Annotated in this window: 25 protein-coding genes; 21 read left to right on the plus strand and 4 right to left on the minus strand. The window is 46.1% G+C overall.

Annotated features, from left to right (window positions below):
* The first annotated feature begins 6 nt into the window (after positions 1 to 6).
* On the plus strand, positions 7 to 891 hold the full coding sequence (ctaG, locus tag BR62_RS0115255) for a cytochrome c oxidase assembly factor CtaG (protein ID WP_020953993.1): 885 nt from the start codon (positions 7 to 9) through the stop codon (positions 889 to 891).
* A gap of 34 nt (positions 892 to 925) precedes the next feature.
* On the opposite strand, the gene BR62_RS0115260 is transcribed toward ctaG, so the two are convergent.
* A complete protein-coding gene (locus BR62_RS0115260; RefSeq protein ID WP_007409688.1) occupies positions 926 to 1,285 on the minus strand; it encodes a YugN family protein in 360 nt (119 codons plus the stop codon).
* A 140-nt stretch (positions 1,286 to 1,425) separates the two neighbouring features.
* Between BR62_RS0115260 and BR62_RS0115265 the strand changes: the two genes are divergently transcribed.
* From BR62_RS0115265 to coaD, 9 genes are all read left to right on the plus strand, one after another.
* On the plus strand, positions 1,426 to 1,869 hold the full coding sequence (locus BR62_RS0115265) for a CBS domain-containing protein (protein WP_032871405.1): 444 nt from the start codon (positions 1,426 to 1,428) through the stop codon (positions 1,867 to 1,869).
* A gap of 84 nt (positions 1,870 to 1,953) precedes the next feature.
* Positions 1,954 to 2,994, plus strand: coding sequence for a CAP domain-containing protein (locus BR62_RS0115270; RefSeq protein ID WP_007409690.1), 1,041 nt, complete (start codon positions 1,954 to 1,956; stop codon positions 2,992 to 2,994).
* 164 nt (positions 2,995 to 3,158) lie between these two features.
* A complete protein-coding gene (locus BR62_RS0115275; protein ID WP_032871407.1) occupies positions 3,159 to 3,569 on the plus strand; it encodes a YlbD family protein in 411 nt (136 codons plus the stop codon).
* 15 nt (positions 3,570 to 3,584) lie between these two features.
* Entirely contained in the window at positions 3,585 to 3,824 is a 240-nt protein-coding gene (locus BR62_RS0115280; RefSeq protein WP_003154475.1) for a YlbE-like family protein, read from the plus strand.
* A gap of 70 nt (positions 3,825 to 3,894) precedes the next feature.
* Positions 3,895 to 4,344, plus strand: coding sequence for a regulatory iron-sulfur-containing complex subunit RicF (locus BR62_RS0115285; RefSeq protein WP_003154472.1), 450 nt, complete (start codon positions 3,895 to 3,897; stop codon positions 4,342 to 4,344).
* Positions 4,345 to 4,402: 58 nt separating this feature from the next.
* Entirely contained in the window at positions 4,403 to 4,675 is a 273-nt protein-coding gene (locus BR62_RS0115290; protein WP_014417705.1) for a YlbG family protein, read from the plus strand.
* Between the two features lie 90 nt (positions 4,676 to 4,765).
* Positions 4,766 to 4,975 (plus strand): hypothetical protein, encoded by a 210-nt coding sequence (locus tag BR62_RS0115295; protein ID WP_007409692.1) that lies wholly within the window; start codon positions 4,766 to 4,768, stop codon positions 4,973 to 4,975.
* Positions 4,975 to 5,529 carry a 16S rRNA (guanine(966)-N(2))-methyltransferase RsmD gene (rsmD, locus tag BR62_RS0115300; RefSeq protein WP_007409693.1) on the plus strand — a complete coding sequence of 185 codons (555 nt, stop codon included), beginning with the start codon at positions 4,975 to 4,977 and terminating at the stop codon, positions 5,527 to 5,529. The genes BR62_RS0115295 and rsmD overlap by 1 nt, the downstream gene beginning before the upstream one ends.
* A gap of 4 nt (positions 5,530 to 5,533) precedes the next feature.
* Positions 5,534 to 6,016 carry a pantetheine-phosphate adenylyltransferase gene (gene coaD, locus BR62_RS0115305; protein WP_007409694.1) on the plus strand — a complete coding sequence of 161 codons (483 nt, stop codon included), beginning with the start codon at positions 5,534 to 5,536 and terminating at the stop codon, positions 6,014 to 6,016.
* A gap of 18 nt (positions 6,017 to 6,034) precedes the next feature.
* Here the strand turns inward: coaD and ylbJ are convergent, their stop codons facing one another.
* Positions 6,035 to 7,261 carry a sporulation integral membrane protein YlbJ gene (gene ylbJ / locus BR62_RS0115310; protein WP_007409695.1) on the minus strand — a complete coding sequence of 409 codons (1,227 nt, stop codon included), beginning with the start codon at positions 7,259 to 7,261 and terminating at the stop codon, positions 6,035 to 6,037.
* Between the two features lie 179 nt (positions 7,262 to 7,440).
* Between ylbJ and BR62_RS0115315 the strand changes: the two genes are divergently transcribed.
* Together BR62_RS0115315 and BR62_RS0115320 are read left to right on the plus strand one after the other, a co-directional pair.
* Positions 7,441 to 8,220: a patatin-like phospholipase family protein gene (locus tag BR62_RS0115315; RefSeq protein WP_032871409.1), complete on the plus strand. Its 780-nt coding sequence runs from the start codon at positions 7,441 to 7,443 to the stop codon at positions 8,218 to 8,220.
* 5 nt (positions 8,221 to 8,225) lie between these two features.
* On the plus strand, positions 8,226 to 9,248 hold the full coding sequence (locus tag BR62_RS0115320; RefSeq protein WP_007409697.1) for a SepM family pheromone-processing serine protease: 1,023 nt from the start codon (positions 8,226 to 8,228) through the stop codon (positions 9,246 to 9,248).
* An 18-nt stretch (positions 9,249 to 9,266) separates the two neighbouring features.
* On the opposite strand, the gene BR62_RS0115325 is transcribed toward BR62_RS0115320, so the two are convergent.
* Positions 9,267 to 10,514 (minus strand): nucleotidyltransferase, encoded by a 1,248-nt coding sequence (locus BR62_RS0115325; RefSeq protein ID WP_020955779.1) that lies wholly within the window; start codon positions 10,512 to 10,514, stop codon positions 9,267 to 9,269.
* Between the two features lie 208 nt (positions 10,515 to 10,722).
* On the opposite strand from BR62_RS0115325, the gene BR62_RS0115330 reads away from it, so the two are divergent.
* The 3 genes from BR62_RS0115330 to gerR all read left to right on the plus strand — a co-directional run bounded on the left by BR62_RS0115330 (position 10,723) and on the right by gerR (position 12,175).
* On the plus strand, positions 10,723 to 11,241 hold the full coding sequence (locus BR62_RS0115330) for a YceD family protein (protein WP_007409699.1): 519 nt from the start codon (positions 10,723 to 10,725) through the stop codon (positions 11,239 to 11,241).
* Positions 11,242 to 11,262: 21 nt separating this feature from the next.
* A complete protein-coding gene (gene rpmF, locus BR62_RS19340) occupies positions 11,263 to 11,442 on the plus strand; it encodes a 50S ribosomal protein L32 (RefSeq protein ID WP_003154457.1) in 180 nt (59 codons plus the stop codon).
* A gap of 157 nt (positions 11,443 to 11,599) precedes the next feature.
* Complete coding sequence (gene gerR, locus BR62_RS0115335) at positions 11,600 to 12,175, plus strand: sporulation-specific transcriptional regulator GerR (RefSeq protein ID WP_015239811.1); 576 nt, start codon at positions 11,600 to 11,602, stop codon at positions 12,173 to 12,175.
* 40 nt (positions 12,176 to 12,215) lie between these two features.
* On the opposite strand, the gene BR62_RS0115340 is transcribed toward gerR, so the two are convergent.
* Entirely contained in the window at positions 12,216 to 12,698 is a 483-nt protein-coding gene (locus BR62_RS0115340; RefSeq protein WP_012117497.1) for an N-acetyltransferase, read from the minus strand.
* 162 nt (positions 12,699 to 12,860) lie between these two features.
* Here BR62_RS0115340 and BR62_RS0115345 point away from each other — a divergent pair, with 162 nt between their 5' ends.
* The 6 genes from BR62_RS0115345 to pbpB all read left to right on the plus strand — a co-directional run bounded on the left by BR62_RS0115345 (position 12,861) and on the right by pbpB (position 19,554).
* Positions 12,861 to 13,742, plus strand: a complete 882-nt coding sequence (locus BR62_RS0115345) for a 2-dehydropantoate 2-reductase (RefSeq protein WP_032871411.1) — start codon at positions 12,861 to 12,863, stop codon at positions 13,740 to 13,742.
* 86 nt (positions 13,743 to 13,828) lie between these two features.
* Positions 13,829 to 15,448 carry a bacillithiol biosynthesis cysteine-adding enzyme BshC gene (gene bshC, locus BR62_RS0115350; protein ID WP_032871413.1) on the plus strand — a complete coding sequence of 540 codons (1,620 nt, stop codon included), beginning with the start codon at positions 13,829 to 13,831 and terminating at the stop codon, positions 15,446 to 15,448.
* 125 nt (positions 15,449 to 15,573) lie between these two features.
* On the plus strand, positions 15,574 to 16,005 hold the full coding sequence (mraZ, locus tag BR62_RS0115355; protein ID WP_007409703.1) for a division/cell wall cluster transcriptional repressor MraZ: 432 nt from the start codon (positions 15,574 to 15,576) through the stop codon (positions 16,003 to 16,005).
* Between the two features lie 69 nt (positions 16,006 to 16,074).
* Positions 16,075 to 17,010, plus strand: coding sequence for a 16S rRNA (cytosine(1402)-N(4))-methyltransferase RsmH (gene rsmH / locus BR62_RS0115360; RefSeq protein WP_007409704.1), 936 nt, complete (start codon positions 16,075 to 16,077; stop codon positions 17,008 to 17,010).
* A gap of 39 nt (positions 17,011 to 17,049) precedes the next feature.
* Positions 17,050 to 17,403, plus strand: coding sequence for a cell division protein FtsL (gene ftsL / locus BR62_RS0115365; RefSeq protein ID WP_015239815.1), 354 nt, complete (start codon positions 17,050 to 17,052; stop codon positions 17,401 to 17,403).
* Between the two features lie 6 nt (positions 17,404 to 17,409).
* On the plus strand, positions 17,410 to 19,554 hold the full coding sequence (gene pbpB, locus BR62_RS0115370; protein WP_015239816.1) for a penicillin-binding protein 2B: 2,145 nt from the start codon (positions 17,410 to 17,412) through the stop codon (positions 19,552 to 19,554).
* Positions 19,555 to 19,572 lie beyond the last annotated feature (18 nt).

A 19,572-nucleotide genomic window follows, 5' to 3' on the forward strand; every position in this document is an offset into this window, starting at 1 on the left:
AGAGATTTGATTAATTTGGAAATGTTCGGGTTTCGCGCAATGTGGAGCCCGTATCTGTTTTGTATAACTGCCGTGATAACAGGTGTTTACTTTTACTGGTGCAGCCGGCATAAAGGACGTGTGTCCGCTAAGGAGAAGGTGCTGTTTGTGCTTTCCGCGCTATTTTTTTACGCGGCTGCGGGAAGTCCGGTTGATTTATTGGGCCATGTGATGTTCAGCGCCCATATGACGCAGATGGCGGTTCTGTTTTTAGTCGTACCGCCGCTGTTGATTTCCGGAATTCCCGGCTGGGCATGGAAAAAACTGATCTTCCGTCCTGTTGTAAAGCCGCTGTTTTCGTTCTTTTCAATGCCGCTTATCGCATTAGTGCTGTTTAACGGTATTTTTTCACTGTATCACATCCCGTTTATATTTGATTTCGTCAAAACGGATTCGCTGTATCACACGCTGATGAACGGACTCATCTTTGTAACGGCGTTTTTTATGTGGTGGCCGCTTGTGCATAAGGTGGACGGTCTGCCCCGTCTCAGCGGTTTAATGAAGCTGGGGTATATTATGGCAGACGGGATTCTGTTAACGCCGGCCTGCGCGCTCATTATGTTCAGCGGGGCGCCCATGTATGCCACGTATACAGATCCGGCGGCTTGGGCCGAAGCAATGAAGCTTTGCGTTCCTTTAGATTTGCTGGAGGAGATCCCTTTATCCGGACCGGAGATGTTTAACACGCTCCCTCCTCTGGAAGATCAGCAGCTTGGGGCAGTACTGATGAAAATCATTCAAGAGGCGGTCTACGGAACATATTTGGCTGTCATCTTTTTTCAGTGGGTCAGAACGGAACGGGAAAAAGATACGCTGTCAGAGCCGCCGTATATCGAGCATACCGTCTCATGAAAAAAAGTACAGCAGAATATGCTGTACTTTTTTATTACATTTGCACTGTTTTTAATGACTCTTCCAATTCAAGCAGTAAAGCTTTGCTTTCAGCGACGACATGTTCCGGAAATTCTTCAGCGCTGCCGTATTCTACGCCGTGCGGATAATAATGCTTTCCTAAAAGAGGGGCCTTCAGCTGAATCACGGCCCGGCTGCCGCCGACATCGCCCTCTTTTGCCGTTCCTTGAATCCGCAGATAAAATGTCCCCTCAGGTACTGAAAACTTTTTGTCGTAAGTCACTCTTTCATAATCCCATTGTCCAGCCAGAATGAGCCCTTTACCTTCCATCAGATCATTCAAGCGGCTGAGCTCCGCTGTTACCCCTTCAAGACCGCTGTTTTCAAACTTCAAACCTTCCCCCTCCTTTTAAAAATGCCCTTTCCTGACAATCATAGTATGAAAGCGTTACACTTTCAATGATTCATACGGTGAAAGTATGCAAAATGAAAAATTTGACGACAATAGTAGCAGAAAAAAGGAGGAATTCCGCAATGACAAAGATCAATAAGCTCATGACGTCAGACTTGCAATATTGTACAGTATTAGATAATGTATATGAAGCTGCGGTGAAGATGAAAGACGCAGATGTCGGCGCCATTCCGATAGTGGATGAAGACGGCGCCACACTTGTCGGGATCGTGACAGACAGAGATCTCGTATTACGGGGAATTGCTTCAAAAAAGCCGAACTCTCAAAAAATAACCGACGCAATGACAGAGCGGGTTATCAGTGCAGAGGAAGACGCCTCTGTGGAGGAGGTGCTCCATTTGATGGCTGAACATCAGCTCAGAAGAATTCCCGTCACAAGGGATAAAAAACTGGTCGGCATTGTTACGCTCGGCGATCTTTCGTTGGCCGAGCAATCAAATGAGCAAGCAGGCCGAGTGCTGTCTGACATTTCTGAAGACGGCGGTCCGGAGGGGTTTATCCATTAAACATAAATCACGGACGATGCAAATAGGCTGTACTGTATAAGAGTAAACAAAAACAGAACGGTTTGAACATATGGGGGTGAGAGGTTGAAAAATATCGCAAGGGCTCTCGTTATCCTTTTGCTTATTTACGGAGCGTATGTTCTGTTTATACAATATGGATCGGCTCCTCAGAAAAAGACGGATCAGGAGGAGCCTCAGGTTTCCAATGAAGAAGAGAGCGGAAAACGGCTGAAAATGCCGTCATCCGGACTGCTTTCTCTCATGGGGAAATCTGCCGCCGATGTGAAAAAGAAACTTGGGGAACCGTCCCGGAAAGATCCTTCTGCCTACGATTACGAGTGGTGGGTGTACAACCAGGGGAAAGACCAATACGTACAAGTCGGTATTTTGAATGATAAAGCCGTGACTTTATACGCTTCGGGAAGCGGCATCAACGCAAAACCGTTTAAGATCGGCGAATCGACTGGCGAAGTTTTTAAAACGACGCAGGTTTCTCCTTTTGTCAATGTGACTGACAAGGGAAACACGTATCGGTTCGAGTTTTCTGAAGAAGATATCAATACCCGTCCCACCGTTAAGATAGGCGGAATGTATGTTCAGCTGTACATGGACAAATTTGACGGGAATCTGTCAAGCATCAGGGCATTTGATGCGGAAACACTTGTGAAACAAAGGCCGTATGAGGTCATGTACAGAGGAAAGCTGACAGAACCCGAGCCTGTTTCTGATAAAAAATGGAACGACATTGAACGAGCGAGTGAGCAGCAGATTCTCGATATTACAAATGTCATCCGCGTAAAACACGGACTTGCAAGGCTGAAATGGGACGAAGGCGCCGCAAAAGTGGCATTCGGTCACAGCAAGGACATGAAGGATAACAAGTATTTCTCTCACGTCTCAAAGAAATACGGGACTCTGAAGGACCGCTTGGAAAAAGGCGATGTGAAATACCGGGAGGCCGGTGAAAATATTGCCTACAACTATGTGGACGGTCCTGCAGCCGTTGAGGGCTGGCTGAACAGCGAAGGCCACAGAAAGGCGCTGTTAAGCCCGGATTATACGCACCTCGGTGTCGGCGTTGATCAGAAGTATTATACGCAAAACTTCATTAAGCCTTGGCAGTAAAAAACCGCAGAGGGGCGCGTCCCCCGCGGTTTTTTTATGTTTTTTCGCGAGCGGCGCTCCTGTTGAAAAAAATATACCTGCTTTTTTTCGCAATTTAGGCGAACATTAAGGCGCATGAACCGATACATTATAGCAGGCAAAACTTTTCGGAGGGGGTGAGAATTGTGGCGAATCAGCAATCACGGCAATCAATCGATGATTTTAAACAATTCGTAAAAAAGCATCCCAAACTGGTCCAAAATGTTCGCAAGGAACAAAGAAGCTGGCAGGAAGTCTATGAAAATTGGGTTCTTCTGGGCGAGGATGATCCGATATGGGACCCTTTTAAAGACGAGGCCGTTCAGCCTTCTTCCGACGCGGAAACCAAACAGGAACCAGCTGAAAAAAACGATTTCGTTTCAAAAATGGTCACTGCCGTCAAAAAGATGGATATCAACCAAATGAATGAGCAGATCAATAAAATGAGCCAATCCATTTCATCATTGCAAAGCCTTTTAAGCCAATTTTCGGGGAGCAGCACGAAGCAGCCCCGGCAAGGCTCCGGACAACATCCTTTTTCGTTCAGAAAGGATTAAAGAAGGGGATCGTGTATGCGAAAAGAGGTTCAGGAATTCATATCCGCAGATGAGGAACGGAAACGGTTTATACGGCAGCGTCCCGTCTGGTACCGCAGACTTGCGAGAAAACCGGACGATCTCAATTCCTTTCAGCTTGACATGATGAATTTTTATGAAAAGACGATACCGCATCGGGTAAGCCAATTCTCAAACGGGATTCAAATGGCGCAGATGATGATGCAGATGGTTCACGCCATGCGTTCACAGGATTAAAAAGCGTTTAAACGCCGCATTTTCCAATTGGGTGGTTTCATGGTAAACTAGCAACTGGAGGTGCGTATTTATGTATGCAACAATTGAGTCCGTCAAGCTTCAAAGTGAAGCGGAGCAGCTTGCCGGCATGATTCTGCAGTCTGAGACGGCTGAAAATTACCGCGATTGTTACAAGCGTCTCCGTGAAGATGAAGAGGCAGGGCGGATCATTCGTTCTTTTATGAGCGTTAAAGAGCAGTATGAGGATGTGCAGCGCTTTGGCAAATACCATCCTGATTATAGAGAGATTTCCCGCAAAATGAGAGAAATGAAACGGGAACTGGATTTAAACGATAAGGTGGCCGAATTTAAAAAAGCGGAGACTGAGCTTCAGTCGCTGCTTGATGAGATCAGCATTGAACTCGGAACGGCCGTCTCGGAGCATGTAAAAGTTCCGACGGGGAATCCTTATTTTGACGGCCTGTCATCCTGCGGCGGCGGGTGCGGTTCCGGCGGCGGCTGCGGATGCAAAGTTTCCTGACGAGACGGCCGTCTCGTCTTTTACATAAAATGAACAGAAAGTCAGGCGGGTGATCATGATGGAAAATAAGCGCCAAGGCATAATCGTATATCTGCATTCCTTAAAACACAGCAAAATGCTGAGAAAATTCGGCAACGTTCATTATGTTTCCAAGCGGCTGAAATACGTTGTGCTGTATTGCGATATGGACCTAATCGAAAAAACAATGGAAAAGATTTCTTCTTATTCATATGTGAAGAAGGTAGAGCCTTCTTATAAACCTTTTTTAAAGCTGGAATTTGAATCAAAGCTTGATAAAGCGAAAGAGTACGATTATAAAATCGGCATATAAAAAAATCCCCGCAGATACCTGCGGGGTCCTTCTATTCCTTAACAAGTTAAGGAGAAGGAAAAGGGAGAGGAGAAACCGGAGGAAGAACTTATGGGGAAACGTAAGTCTTCTCCGCGGTTGGCAACAACATCATTCATTGATGCTGTTACACGTAGTCTTGACAGGAATGTGAATATGTATACACGTTTTTCACGTTCATTGTTTGAAAGAATGCTTTATGATAAGATAGGGATTGTTTTGATACATAACGGCTCAGCCGATGAGAAACATCAAAGTTTTCAGAAAAAGTGGTGTGAATAATGAGAGTAATTTCCGGTTCAAGAAAAGGACGAGCCTTAAAGGCTGTGCCGGGCACATCAACAAGGCCGACGACGGATAAAGTAAAAGAGTCTATTTTTAATATGATCGGCCCGTATTTTGACGGAGGAACGGGGCTGGATTTGTTTGCGGGGAGCGGCGGTCTCGGGATTGAAGCGCTGTCGCGCGGATTTGACCGCTGTATCTTTGTGGATCGTGATTTCAAAGCCATCCAAACGGTAAAAGCGAATATCAAAGCGCTTGATCTGCTGTCTTCAGCGGAAGTATACCGCAATGATGCAGAGCGGGCCCTCTATGCCGCGGCGAAACGGGAAAAAGGTTTTGACGGAATTTTCTTAGATCCTCCGTATAAGGAACAAAAGCTGAAAGCGCTTATCGAAATGATTGATGAGCAGAACATGCTGAATGAAGACGGTTTTGTCGTAGCCGAGCATGATAAAGCCGTTGCGCTTCCTGAAGCCGTCGGCGCGCTTTCTGTAACAAGAAGGGAAATTTACGGGCTTACAGGAGTGACGATATACCGAAATAGGGGGTAATGATGTGGCAAGTATAGCTGTATGTCCCGGAAGTTTTGATCCCGTCACCTACGGACATCTGGACATTATCAGACGGGGGGCAAACGTGTTTGAGCAGGTGTACGTATGCGTGCTCAATAATTCTTCTAAGCAGCCGCTGTTTACAGTAGAGGAACGATGTGAGCTGTTAAGAGAAGTGACAAAAGACATACCGAATGTTACGGTCGAGACGTCACAGGGACTGTTAATCGACTATGCGAAAAAAAAGCGGGCGAAGGCGATTATCAGGGGGCTCAGAGCCGTTTCTGACTTCGAATATGAGATGCAGGGGACTTCCGTCAACCGCGTGCTCGACGAATCAATAGAAACTTTTTTTATGATGACGAACAATCAGTACTCTTTTTTAAGTTCAAGCATCGTAAAAGAAGTCGCAAAATATAACGGGCCTGTTTCAGAGTTTGTTCCTCCGGAAGTTGAACAGGCGCTGATGCAGAAATTTAAAGGATGAGAAGCGCTGATTGGCGTCTCATCCTTTTTTTGTCCGTGCTGACAGCCTGTAACAATAAATCAATGCGTATATGGCGAGAGCTGTCAGCGTGATGGCGGGCCCGGTTTCAACAAGTGTATTCCAGCCGCTGACGGCAGCAGATCCCGCTTCCTGATCGCGGAAAGGGAGGAATACGGACTGGTAAGGTTCGTCCAATGCAAGGTAAAGCGGCTTCCACAGTAAGAGAATAAAGAGTGCGGCATAAATGCCCTGAAGGATACGCGCCGCGAAAAACGGTTTAAAGCGGATATCTGTTTCCGATAAAATGCCGGCTACCTGGGCCTGTACGGAAAGGCCGCTGAACCCGAGAATAAAACTCACAATCATGGCTTTCGGCAGCAAGGCGGCATCAGCTTCACTGACCAGCTTGCTCCCAAGTGTAATTTCAAACATTCCGCTGATAAGAGGGATGTCCAGATTTGCCGGAAGATGAAAAAGCGAAAGCAGCGCGTTTGTAAATACAGAAAGCACATCCATGACTTGTACGATTGATAATAACCGGCTGAAAACCGAAAACAATATAATAAAACCGCCCACCATCAGCAAGGTTTGTACAGAAGAGGTGACGGCGTCGCCCAAAATTTTTCCGAGCGGCCGTTTTTCCGAAAGCCGCGCCTTGTGGAGGGCCAGAAATGCTTCCTTCAGAGAAGGGAGAGCGATCGTCTTTTTACCGGTATACGCCGCTTCTTCTTTCCGTCCGTATGAACGCATCGTCAGGCCGACGGCGATGTTTCCGAGATAGTGAGCCGATGCCAGCAGAATGCCGAGAGACGCGTTATGAAAAAAGCCGACTGCCACAGCAGCGAATATAAATAACGGATTGGATGAATTGGTAAAAGAGACGAGGCGTTCAGCCTCTACTCTGGAGATTTGTTTATCCTGGCGCAGCCGTGCAGTCAGCTTCGCGCCGGCCGGATTGCCTGAAGCCATGCCCATAGCCAGTACAAATCCGCCGACCCCCGGCACTCTGAAAATGGGACGCATAAAGGGTTCGAGTAAAAGGCCGACAAACTTGACAATGCCGAATCCGATTAAAAGCTCAGATAGAATAAAAAACGGAAGCAATGAAGGAAAAACTACCTCCCACCACATGGAAAGACCGGTTTTGGAGGCTTCGAATGAGGCCTGAGGGTGTGAAATAACCGTAGCCGTCAAAAAAATGAAAAACAATGAAATCAAAAATGTATGAAACTTAGACAAATTCATTCTTACCTCCCCGATGCTAAAATTGCACACTGACATTTATATCATGATAAAATATAGAACAGACCTTAAAGGCGGCCGGGCAAGTACCTATTTGTCATCCTGTACTAATATACGAGCATAGGGGTTCAATTTAGACCATAGAATTCATGTATAGGATGTCTATTAGGGGGTTCGTCGCGTTGGCCAAACCTACAATCGGGTTAGCGTTAGGTTCGGGAGGGGCAAGAGGCATCGCTCATCTCGGAGTGTTATCCAGTTTACATAAGCATCAGATTCCAATTGATATGATTGCCGGCAGCAGCATGGGAGCATTAGTCGGAAGCTTTTATGCGGCCGGGCATGACGTGGCCACGATGAAAAAAGTCGCTAAAGCATTTAAGCGGCGGCTGTACGCGGATTATACGATGCCGAAGCTCGGATTTTTAAAAGGAGACCGCATCAGGCAGCTCGTTCATGCCTATACGTACGGCAAGCCGATAGAAGAACTGCGGATCCCGCTCGGCATCGTGGCCTGCGACCTTCAGACCGGCGAAAAACTCGTTTTTACGAAAGGTTCAGTGTCCGAAGCCGTCCGCGCGAGCATCAGCATACCGGGCGTTTTCGTCCCGCAAAAAATGAACGGACGTATGTTAGTCGACGGCGCGGTGGTCGACAGAATCCCGGTTTCCGCCGTAAAAGATATGGGTGCTGATATCGTCATCGCCTCTGACGTATCCCGGGTGAAAAAAACGGAAAAGGCGGCACATATTTTTGATGTAATCATGCAAAGTATGGATATACTGCAAAATGAATTGGTCCGTCACCAGACCATTGCCGCAGACGTCATGATCCGCCCTTCTCTTGAATCATTCAGCTCAAGTTCTTTTGCCAACATTGATCATATAATCACAGCGGGCGAAGAAGCCGCAGACCGGATGATCGGCCGGATTAAACAAGAAATAGAGAACTGGGAGGGCTAACTCATATGAAAGCAAAACATTTTCGCTGGGTGTTTATCATCCTGATCTTATTAATCGCTGTTACATTTATTAAGCTTCCGTATTACATCACACAGCCGGGAGAAGCATCAGAGCTGAGACCGCTGATTAAGGTGGACGGAGGCTATCCTGAAAAAGGAAGCCTTTCCTTGATGACTGTCAAAGTAGGCCCCGCCAATCCGTATACATATCTTTGGGCGAAAGTGCATCCTTACGAAGAAATCGTCCCTGATGAAAGCATAAAAGAAGAGGGCGAATCGGACTCGGATTATATGAAGCGCCAGCTGCAAATGATGAAAAGCTCCCAAGAAAACGCGGTCATTGCCGCTTATCAAAAAGCCGGGAAACAGGTGAAATACTCATTTAACGGCATTTATGCCAGCTCAGTCGTCTCTGACATGCCGGCAAAAGGAAAAATAGAGGTCGGTGATAAAATCATCAGCGCGGACGGGAAAACATACGAATCCGCTGAAAAGCTGATTGATTATATCAGCAGCAAAAAAGCGGGGGAAAAAGTAACGTTTCACATTGAACGGGACACGAAAGAAAAGACCGTTGACATTGTGCTGAAATCATTCCCGGACGACCCGAAAAGAGCGGGAATCGGTGTCGCATTATATACGGACCGGAACGTGAAAGTGAAGCCGGATCTTCATTTCAGCATTGAAAACATCGGCGGGCCTTCTGCGGGTCTCATGATGTCTTTAGAAATTTACAACCAGCTGACAAAACCTGACGAAACAAAAGGCTATAATATAGCCGGAACGGGGACAATCGACGTGGACGGCAAAGTCGGACCGATCGGCGGAATCGATCAGAAAGTCGTCGCCGCAGACAAAGCGGGAAAAGATATTTTCTTTGCGCCGAATCAAAACGGAGCTGAAAATTCTGATTACAAAAATGCTGTAAAAACGGCGAAAGCGATCAAGTCCGATATGAAGATCGTCCCTGTCGACACCATGCAGGACGCACTTGACTATTTGGATCAGCTGAAAGTAAAAAGCACCTGATACAGACAGGTGCTTTTTTTACGCATTCAAAAAACACTTTTCGTCTTCATCATAGCGGATCGGCGCTTGTGAAAATTCCTGTTTCTCAAACAATGTGCGTTCAGGTTCGTTTATCGGCAGGCTGTAAACCCGTCCCGCCAGTATGTCCAGATCCAGAGCGGGATGAGAGAAAGAAGAGAGCTTGCTGACGAGAGGTGCGGTAAGCTCTTTTTTCTTTGCCGACAGGTACGCCTGTCCTTTTTTCGTCATTCCGAGAAGACGGATATAAGGAGCGCTTGAAGGCTGCAAGAGCCGATGCATGTCTTCTTTTTTCGTCCGTGTCAGAATGTGCGTGTTCATCCGCTGCAGCCTCGTCCACGTGTATCGTTTTGTTTTCAATCGTTCCATCATTTCGCGATAGGATCGGGCTTGTCTGATGGTGCGCAGAATTCTGTGCTCAAGGCCTTCTTCCACTTCATAGATTCGGCTCAATTCTTCAGCGGAAAGAGTGCTGAGGCTGTATTTTACATATGAAAAATAGTCTTCCGTGCTGTGCCATATGCCGTATGAATTTCTGTATGCCTCCAGCTCACGCGCAGACGCTTCCGGGAGAAAGCTCCTTACGGCCGCCGTTCCTTTTTCTATCAGCGCTTTCCGGATGCTTGTTGCGCTGGCTATCCGGCTGTTATCTCCGGGAAGCTCGGCGTCATGATATTGGGAAGCGATTCTGGCTGTCGTATAAGGCTTCATAGCGGAACCGGAGGTGTGTATCGCTCTAACGTAGTGAAAACCGAGAATATTGTTCGGCTTGGACAAATCGAGCATGTCCCGCCCTTTGAATATGTGTGAAAAAGCTTTTGAGGCGGCGGCCGGATAGCTGAGACCCTTTTTCAGCTCCTCTTTCAGAATCAGGCTGCAGTCATCTTCCTTTCGGCTGAACGCTTCAGACGCTTCAATAAAGGGTTCGATCCGCCCGTTTTCGCTGCCGAAAAACAAGCTGCTGCATCCTAAATGATGAAGAAGCGAAACGCTGCCGCGCGCGAATAATTCCGCTTTTTGTACGGCATATATATAAGGGAGCTCAATGACGATATCCACGCCGTTTTCCAGCGCCATTTTTGTCCGGCCCCACTTTGAGACGGCGGCCGGTTCCCCGCGCTGCAAAAAAGGGCCGCTCATCACCGCCGCCGCGACGCTGCTGTCCGTTTTGATTTTTGCTTGTTCCGCATGATAGCGGTGTCCGTTATGAAAGGGATTATATTCAACAACCAGGCCGACTGCTTTCATATTTGTCCCGCCTTTCTTGCTATGTTTTGCTTCGTGTGGTACATTTGCAAATGAAGTGCATATTTTAGTCCGTTTCGTTTAGTGTATGCATAGCCTATCCGGCTGTCAACGATTGCATGACGGCGGCATTATGCTGTAAAGAAAAAATATTGACAAAAACATTCTGAAAAGCTATAATCATGTTTGTTGCTTTCCTGAGGTGATACAAATGAAATGGACGATTTATCAGCTTCATCAAATGGCGAAAAAGAGCTTTGAATTTGATGAAACAGTTGAGTTAAATGAGCTGACAAAATTGAATTCTGACATCCGCCGCATTTCTCCCGTCCGGGTGAAGGGCCGCGCGGAGATTGAATCCAAGCAAGTTTCGTTTGACTTTACGATTTCAGGCGAAATGGTTTTGCCGTGCTCAAGAACTTTAGTTGATGTGCCGTATCCATTTACAATCGCGACAAAAGAACTGTTTAGATTTCATAAGTCGGATGATATAGAAGATGAGGACGTTCATTTTGCTGAAGACGATACCGTCGACTTAACTCCGATCATAAAAGAAGAGATTCTTTTAGAAATTCCTATGCAAGTCTTTTGTGAAACTGAACAAAAAGAAGGAGCCGCTCCCCAAGTGGGGAAGGATTGGCAAGTGATTTCTGAGGAAGACAAGAAAAATCAAATCGACCCCAGACTTGCGGATCTGAAAAAGCTCTTAACACAAGATGATGAATCTTAACTCTTTAAGGAGGTGGGAATAATGGCTGTACCTTTTAGAAGAACTTCTAAAATGAAAAAAAGATTGCGCCGTACACATTTCAAACTAAATGTACCTGGTATGACAGAATGCCCGTCATGCGGAGAGATGAAATTGTCTCACCGTGTATGTAAAGCATGCGGATCATACAACGGCAAAGACATAAATGTTAAAAGCAATTAATGTATGAAGAAAAGCGCGGGAATCTCGGTTCCTGCGCTTTTCTTTTTTTTGCCCCTCCAGCCTGCTCCCGCCGAAAAAATTGTGAGCCCCAGTAGTCTATCTAATCTATCAGCGGCATATGTATGAGGTAAATGAGCAAATATGGAGGGAGATACGATTGACGATAACGAGACAAGACGCGTGGACGCAAGATGAAGATTTGCTGCTGGCAGAAGTGGTGCTCAGGCATATTCGGGAAGGCGGGACCCAGCTTTCCGCTTTTGAAGAAGTCGGCAGAGCGCTGACGAGAACGGCTGCCGCCTGCGGGTTCAGATGGAATTCTTATGTCAGAAAACAATATCAGTCAGGGATAGAACTGGCGAAAAAACAGCGGAAGGAATTAAGAAAGCAGATCGGGGTGCATTCCGCCAATCTGCCGGGAACCGTCAAACAGCCTCCGATCCGCAGGGCGGAAGGAGAAAAAGAGCTGTCCATTGATGATGTCATTTTGTTTCTGCAGCAATTTAAAGAGTCGCCAGCCGCAGCGGATATGCGTCATGAAAAAGAAAAACTCACAGAACAGCTGACCGCGCTGCAAAAAGAAGTCGAGGATCTGCGTGAGGAAAATGAAAGCTTGAGAAACAAGCTGGAGATGACGGAAGAAGATTATAAAGCGTTAATTGACATTATGGACAGAGCGAGAAGGATGGTCAATTCAAAAGAAGACGACAGAAAATCGGCGCAGAGCCTGTAAAATGAACCGGCCTGGGGGCGGCGGCCCGGCCGGTTTTTTATTATGCCGTTTCTCCGGATGTCATTTCACCGTCCATATCGGGATGCCAGATATAAGGATTTTCTCCTTTATCACGCGCCATATCATATTTAACGGGCTCAAAATTCATCTTATCCCAGAAATCTGCTGATTTCATGCGTGAATTCGTCCTGATCGGCATTCTGAAGGATTTTGCAAAATCAACAAGCGCTTTTCCGTATCCGTTGTTTTGATAGCCCGGAAGAACCTCAAGCTTCCAAAGTTCCAAAAAGTCCTGACGCTGATCAAAATACGGATTCGTGCCTCCGTTTACCTGATATAAACTCATTCTCGCCACTAGTTTATCCCCGAAGTAAATCCCGTAAAAAGGCGAGGTGCTGTCATTTTCAATGATATTATCCTGAAGATCTTCAAGCATCGACAGCTCCTGCATCCCGTATTCCTTAAACCTTTTAAATTCTTCGAGTGTCTTAAAGTTGATGAGCAGTCGCTCTATTTTCAACACAAACTCCCCCTTTGTTGTGTTCTACCATTATTGTAAACGCTTTAATTGAAAATTCCAACTATAATATGCTTGCCAGTCTTTTTGCTCAAAACGAAATTGAAGTAATTTGCGGCGGCTTCTGCTATGATAATATGGAAAAATGCAGATATAGGGTGTGACAGTGTGAAAATCGGAATTATCGGCGGCGGAGCGGTAGGCCTTTTATGTGCTTACTACTTATCGTCCCGCCATCAGGTAACGGTCATTACGCGGCGGACGGAGCAGGCTGATGCGATTAACTCAGGCGGTATACGGCTTTTGAAAGACGGAATAGAATGTACGGCGGCATGCAGAGCGCAAACCGGCCTCACTTCCGGATTCGACCTCTTAATCGCAGCCGTTAAACAGCACCAGCTAAGTGCTGTGTTGCGGGATCTTGAGACGATAAAAGGGACGAATGTGCTGTTTTTGCAAAACGGCATGGGACACATACACGACATTAAAGATTGGCATACGGATCATTCGCTTTATGTCGGCACTGTTGAGCACGGAGCAAAAAAGATATCAGATCATGCCGTTGAACATACGGGAGCGGGAGCCGTAAGATGGAGTGTATTCAGCGCATCCCGGCCGGAAACGCTCCAAAGCATCTTTTCCGGCATGCACCGGGATTTTCCTGTATATGATGAAAACGACTGGTATCGGCTGTTAACGGGAAAACTGATCATAAATGTATGCATCAACCCGTTAACTGCATTGCTGCGCGTGAAAAACGGAGAGCTGTTAAGAAATGACGCTTACAAAAAATATATGAGAAACGTGTTTGAAGAAGCGGAGACAATACTTGGCCTCGCCGATAGAGAAAAAGCGTGGAACAAGGTTTGCGAAGTTTGCAGACTGACGGAAAAAAATCATTCTTCCATGCTCGTCGATATCATGGCAGGCAGGCGGACAGAGGCCGATGCGATTATCGGCTACCTTGTAAAAGAAGCGGAAAGCCGCGGATTGCCGGCCGTTCATCTCCCGTTTTTACACCGCAGCATAAAAGCGTTAGAAAGAAACTGAAACAAAGTCTTTTGAGGTTTTCCGGTAACATGCTATACTCATTTCGGAAACCTAACTATTTATTGGAGAAAGGAAGTTCCAGACAGATGCAGCTAACTGAACTTTCCATCAAAAGTCAAAATAAGTTTGTTCAGCACTATATAGATGGAGAAAACATGTCTTCATTTTTTGATTATGATATTCATTCAGAGGACGTATGGCAAAAGCGGCTTCATGACCTGTCTTCGCGGCCGTTTGCCAGAGAAGAATTAGCGGATTATTTATCCTCCTATCACGAAAAATTTCACTCCGCCGCCATGCAGGCCTCCATCGAAAAACTGAGAGATCCAAAAAGCGCAGCGGTAGTAGGCGGCCAGCAGGCCGGTCTTTTAACGGGGCCTCTTTACACCATACATAAAATTATCTCCATTATCGTACTTGCCAGACAGCAGGAAGAGGCGTTGCAGATTCCTGTCGTTCCGATTTTCTGGGTGGCGGGTGAAGATCACGATCTGGAAGAAATCAATTTTGTGCACACGTCAACAGAGAATAAAGGTCCGGTGAAACAGAAACTGCCGCAGTCGTACTGGAAAAAAACATCGGCGGCTAAAACCGAGCTTGATCAGGAAAAATGCGCGGCTTGGATTGATGAAGTGTTCGCTGCTTTTGAGGAGACGGATCACACAAACGCACTCCTTCAAAACGTGAAGCGATGTTTACGCTCATCAGAGACATTCACGGACTTTTTTGAGCTGTTGATCGCCGACTTGTTTCAAGAAGAAGGCCTTATTCTGATGAATTCGGGAGATCCGGGGATTAAAAAGCTGGAAACGGGTATGTTTCAGCAGATTTTAAAACACAATCATGAGCTTGCCAAAGCCGTGTCAGACCAGCAGCGTTTTATGCGGGAAGCCGGTTATCACCCGATTATTGAATCGGACAAAGATCAGGCCAATCTGTTTTACGAACATGAGGGAGAGCGTTTCTTAATTGAAAAAGAAAACGGCGTTTTTGTCATTAAGGAGCTTGACCTGAAGTGGACGAACGACGAGCTTCATACCCATATGGAAGAAAAACCGGAATGTTTCAGCAATAACGTTGTGACAAGGCCGCTTATGCAGGAGTTTCTCATCCCGACTCTGGCGTTTATCGCGGGACCGGGGGAGATCAATTATTGGGGTGAGCTGAAGCGGGCTTTCTCATTAATGGGCTTTCGCATGACGCCGGTAGTGCCGAGACTGAACATTACGATTCTTGAGCGCCATATTGAAAAGAAGCTTTCAGAACGGAATATCCCGCTTCAGGAAGCGATCGAACACGGCACCGGACACCTGAAAGACACTTATTTTGAAGAGCAGATTCCGGAAGAGTTTTCTTCTGTAATGGAACAGGCGAAGTCGCAGATTGAAGCTGTCCATAAACGCGTAAGGGACGAAGCGCTGAAGGTCGATTCAAGCCTTGAGCCGCTCTTACAGAAGAATGCAGCCTTCATTCAAGATCAGCTCTTGTTTTTAGAACGGACGGTAACGAAAAGAATTGAAGAAAAAGAAGGCTTTGTGCTGCGTGACTATGAAAGAATCCAAAACAGCATCAGACCGCTCGGCGCTCCGCAGGAACGGATCTGGAATGTGATGTATTATCTGAACCGCTACGGTCCAAAATTCTTCACAACCTTCAAACATCTGCCATTTTCTTTTCAAAACCAACATCAGATTGTCAAACTTTGAAATAAAGTTTTAAAGAACCCTGAATAGTTCAGGGTTTTTTTTTATGTGTAAACAGTGTAAAATGAGGTTGTGGAGAGAAGTGGCGGATAGTGGTGAGTTTAGGGGAGAAAGTGGGGGTCCTTATCATGTTTATGGGTGAATACCGGCATACTGTTGATGCAAAGGGCCGCATGATCGTACCCGCAAAATTCAGAGAAGGCCTCGGTGAGCAGTTTGTGCTGACAAGAGGACTTGACCAATGCCTTTTCGGCTATCCGATGAATGAATGGAAGCTGATTGAAGAAAAGCTGAAGGCTCTGCCGCTCACCAAAAAAGACGCCCGCGCATTTACCCGATTCTTTTTTTCCGGTGCGACCGAATGCGAACTGGACAAGCAGGGAAGGGTTAATATTGCGTCATCTCTTCTGAATTACGCAAAACTGGAAAAAGAATGTGTTGTCATCGGGGTTTCCAATCGAATTGAATTGTGGAGTAAGGTAATATGGGAACAATACACAGAAGAGCAAGAAGATTCATTCGCTGAAATTGCTGAAAACATGATTGGATTTGATATATAATGGATCTTCGTGCATCACAACAACAACTGACAATTCAATTCATTCCTGATAAAGGTGGGACCGACACAAATGTTTCAGCATAAGACAGTACTTCTTCGTGAAACCGTCGACGGTTTAAATATCAAACCGGACGGAACCTATGTGGACTGCACCCTTGGCGGCGCCGGGCACAGTACATATTTATTGCAGCAATTATCGGAAAAAGGACGCTTGATCGCCTTTGATCAAGATGACACGGCACTTGAAAACGCAAAGAAAACATTGTCCGAATACAAAGGACAGCTTATTCTGGTGAAAAGCAACTTTCGTTATTTAAAAGAGTGTTTACATGAACACGGCATTACGAGTGTCGACGGAATTCTATTTGATTTAGGAGTATCCTCTCCGCAGCTTGATACACCGGAACGGGGATTCAGCTATCATCATGACGCACCGCTGGACATGAGGATGGACCAGTCGGCCGCCCTTACGGCGAAAGAAGTCGTAAATGAATGGCGGTATGAGGACCTTGTGAGGATTTTCTTTAAATACGGAGAAGAAAAATTCAGCAAGCAGATCGCCCGAAAAATTGAAGAGGCAAGAGAAAAATCGCCTATTCAAACAACCGGCCAACTGGTCGATCTAATAAAGGACGCGATACCGGCTCCGGCAAGAAGAAGCGGAGGTCATCCGGCCAAACGTGTATTCCAAGCCATTCGAATCGCCGTAAACGACGAGCTTCAAGTATTTGAAGAGGCCCTCTTGCAAGCGATAGAGGTGCTGAAGCCGGGCGGAAGGGTGTCTGTGATCACTTTTCACTCGCTGGAAGACAGAATGTGCAAGACGACATTCAAGGAAAAATCATCACTTCCCGAACTGCCTCCGGGTCTTCCTGTGATACCGGAAGAATTTGAACCGGAATTAAAACTGATTACAAGAAAGCCCATTACGGCATCAAAAGAGGAGCTTGAAGAAAATAACCGCGCCCGGTCAGCGAAGCTCCGCATTGCGGAGAAACGAAAATAACGGGCAGCAAATGACAACATTAAAGGAGGTCATCAGCCTATGAGCAACTTAGCTTACCAGCAGGAAAAACAACAACGGCCAGTGATAAGTCCCGAAAAAAAGGTGATTGTCAAAAAGAGGGCTTCCATTACACTCGGGGAAAAGGTGCTGCTCGTCCTGTTTGCCATTGCCGTTCTCTCCACATCAATGTTTATCGTATCAAAGGCATACGCGGCGTACCAATCCAATATTGAGGTGCAACAACTGGAGGAGAAAGTATCTGAGAAGAATAAGCAGATCGGTGATCTCGAAAAGACGGCTGCTGACTTAAGCCAGCCGCAGCGCCTGATGGATATCGCTAAAAAGCACGGTTTGAATCTGAAAGATAAAAAAGTGAAAAACATACAGGAATGATAACCCATGCCGAAAAAAAATAAGTTTATGAACAGAGGAGCAGCGATACTCAGTATTTGTTTCGCTCTCTTTTTCTTTGTCATTCTCGGGAGAATGGCGTACATTCAATTAACTGGTAAAGCAAACGGTGTAGAACTTGCAACAAAAGCGACCGAGCAGCACGAAAAAAAGCGGACGATAGAAGCGAGCCGCGGCTCTATTCTTGACCGGAACGGCAAAGTGCTTGCAGAGGACACGGCGACATATAAGCTCATTGCCGTGCTTGATAAAAAAATGACAAGTGATCCGAAGCATCCTCAGCATGTCAAAGACAAAGAGAAAACGGCGGAAAAACTGGCGACCGTTATCAATCTTGATAAAAGCGAGATTCTGGACATCTTAAACAGGGATGGCGCGAAGCAGGTGGAATTCGGTTCAGCCGGCCGCGATATCTCTTATGCGAAAAAACAAAAGATCGAAAAAATGAATCTTCCGGGTATTTCTTTCTTAAGAGATACGAAGCGCTACTATCCGAACGGCGTATTTTTGTCAAATGTTCTCGGGTATGCCGATGTGAATGAAAAAACAAACGAGATACAAGGCTCTTTAGGGCTTGAAAAAATACTGAACAACTATCTGACGGAACGCGACGGATCCGTCACTTACGAAAGTGATAAATCCGGCTGGAAACTTCCGAACAGCAAAGAAAAAATCACCGCACCTAAAAACGGTGACAATGTATATTTAACCATTGATCAGAAAATTCAAACCTTTTTAGAAGACAGCATGACGAAAGTAGCGGAAAAATATAAACCGAAAAAAATTATGGCGGCTGTCGTAGAACCGAAAACAGGCAAAGTGCTTGCGATGGGGCAGCGTCCGAGTTTTGACCCGAATATCAGAAACGTCACCAATTATTACAACGACTTAGTGTCGTACGCGTATGAACCGGGTTCAACGATGAAGATCTTTACGCTTGCCGCGGCGATTCAGGAAAATGTGTTTTCTGCAAACGAGAAATATAAATCAGGAACATATAAAGTGGGAGGCAAACCTGTTAAAGATTGGAACGATGGCGCCGGTTGGGGTATGACAAGCTTCCATGACGGCCTCATGAGGTCATCGAATGTTGCTTTCGCCAAACTGGCCAACGAAAAACTGGGGTTTGACCGGTTTAATGAGTACCTGCACAAATTCGGGCTCTATCAAAAAACAGGGATTGATCTGCCTGGTGAAGTATCAAGTAAAATTAACTACAAATATGATTTTGACAAAGCGTCTACGGCTTACGGCCAAGCATCGGCGATAACGCCGATCCAGCAGCTTCAGGCCGTCACGGCGATTGCCAATAACGGCAAAATGATGAAACCTTACGTCATTGATCATATTGTCGACCCCGATACGAAAAAAGTCGTCAAGCAGACAAAACCAGAGCAAGCAGGCACGCCGATTTCAGCCGATACAGCGAAAAAAGTCCGGAATCTGCTCGGAGAAGTCGTGACGTCAGACATCGGAACGGGAAAACCTTATAAAATTGAAGGATTTGACGTCGCGGGTAAAACGGGAACCGCACAAATTGCCGGGACGGGCGGATATTTAAGAGGAACGAGCAACTATGTGTTTTCATTCATGGGCATGGCACCGAAAAATGATCCTAAGCTTGTCATCTATGTAGCCGTGCAGCAGCCGCAATTAAAAGCGGGGCAAAGCAGCTCTGATCCTGTCGCGGAAATCTTTAACCCGACGATGAAAAACAGCCTCCACTACATGAATATCGAACCGACGGAAAAAACAGATTCCGGTCAGGAAGAAACGAAAAGCCAAAAGATGCCTGACCTGACAGATAAGACGGTCAAGAGCGCTGAGAAGGAAGCGAAAAATGAACATCTCACACCGATTGTCATCGGCAGCGATGTTGCCGTAAAAGAGCAGTATCCGACAGCCGGAGAAGATGTGATCACCAATCAGAAAATCTTCTTAAAAACAGACGGAAAGATGACGATGCCGGATATGTCCGGATGGTCGAGACGGGAAGTGCTTCAATTCAGCAAAGTATCAGGCATTCACATCGATGTGAGCGGTGAAGGTTACGCTTCAAGCCAAAGTGTGAAAAAAGGCAAAGAACTGAAAGAAAATACCGTGATCAAGGTGAAATTTAAAAATCCTGATTAACGGGACAGAGAAGTCCGC

This window comes from Bacillus sp. UNC69MF, from assembly GCF_000746035.1.
In the GTDB taxonomy this organism is placed as follows: domain Bacteria; phylum Bacillota; class Bacilli; order Bacillales; family Bacillaceae; genus Bacillus; species Bacillus velezensis.

Excerpts from the sequence above, each read along its gene's own strand:
- BR62_RS0115265 (WP_032871405.1), top strand. The coding sequence starts at position 1,426 with ATGACAAAGATCAATAAGCTCATGACGTCAGACTTGCAATATTGTACA.
- BR62_RS0115280 (WP_003154475.1), top strand. The coding sequence starts at position 3,585 with ATGCGAAAAGAGGTTCAGGAATTCATATCCGCAGATGAGGAACGGAAA.
- BR62_RS0115285 (WP_003154472.1), top strand. The coding sequence starts at position 3,895 with ATGTATGCAACAATTGAGTCCGTCAAGCTTCAAAGTGAAGCGGAGCAG.
- BR62_RS0115290 (WP_014417705.1), top strand. The coding sequence starts at position 4,403 with ATGGAAAATAAGCGCCAAGGCATAATCGTATATCTGCATTCCTTAAAA.
- BR62_RS0115295 (WP_007409692.1), top strand. The coding sequence starts at position 4,766 with ATGGGGAAACGTAAGTCTTCTCCGCGGTTGGCAACAACATCATTCATT.
- rsmD (WP_007409693.1), top strand. The coding sequence starts at position 4,975 with ATGAGAGTAATTTCCGGTTCAAGAAAAGGACGAGCCTTAAAGGCTGTG.
- ylbJ (WP_007409695.1), bottom strand. The coding sequence starts at position 7,261 with ATGAATTTGTCTAAGTTTCATACATTTTTGATTTCATTGTTTTTCATT.
- BR62_RS0115320 (WP_007409697.1), top strand. The coding sequence starts at position 8,226 with ATGAAAGCAAAACATTTTCGCTGGGTGTTTATCATCCTGATCTTATTA.
- BR62_RS0115325 (WP_020955779.1), bottom strand. The coding sequence starts at position 10,514 with ATGAAAGCAGTCGGCCTGGTTGTTGAATATAATCCCTTTCATAACGGA.
- BR62_RS0115330 (WP_007409699.1), top strand. The coding sequence starts at position 10,723 with ATGAAATGGACGATTTATCAGCTTCATCAAATGGCGAAAAAGAGCTTT.
- rpmF (WP_003154457.1), top strand. The coding sequence starts at position 11,263 with ATGGCTGTACCTTTTAGAAGAACTTCTAAAATGAAAAAAAGATTGCGC.
- bshC (WP_032871413.1), top strand. The coding sequence starts at position 13,829 with ATGCAGCTAACTGAACTTTCCATCAAAAGTCAAAATAAGTTTGTTCAG.
- mraZ (WP_007409703.1), top strand. The coding sequence starts at position 15,574 with ATGTTTATGGGTGAATACCGGCATACTGTTGATGCAAAGGGCCGCATG.
- rsmH (WP_007409704.1), top strand. The coding sequence starts at position 16,075 with ATGTTTCAGCATAAGACAGTACTTCTTCGTGAAACCGTCGACGGTTTA.
- ftsL (WP_015239815.1), top strand. The coding sequence starts at position 17,050 with ATGAGCAACTTAGCTTACCAGCAGGAAAAACAACAACGGCCAGTGATA.
- pbpB (WP_015239816.1), top strand. The coding sequence starts at position 17,410 with ATGCCGAAAAAAAATAAGTTTATGAACAGAGGAGCAGCGATACTCAGT.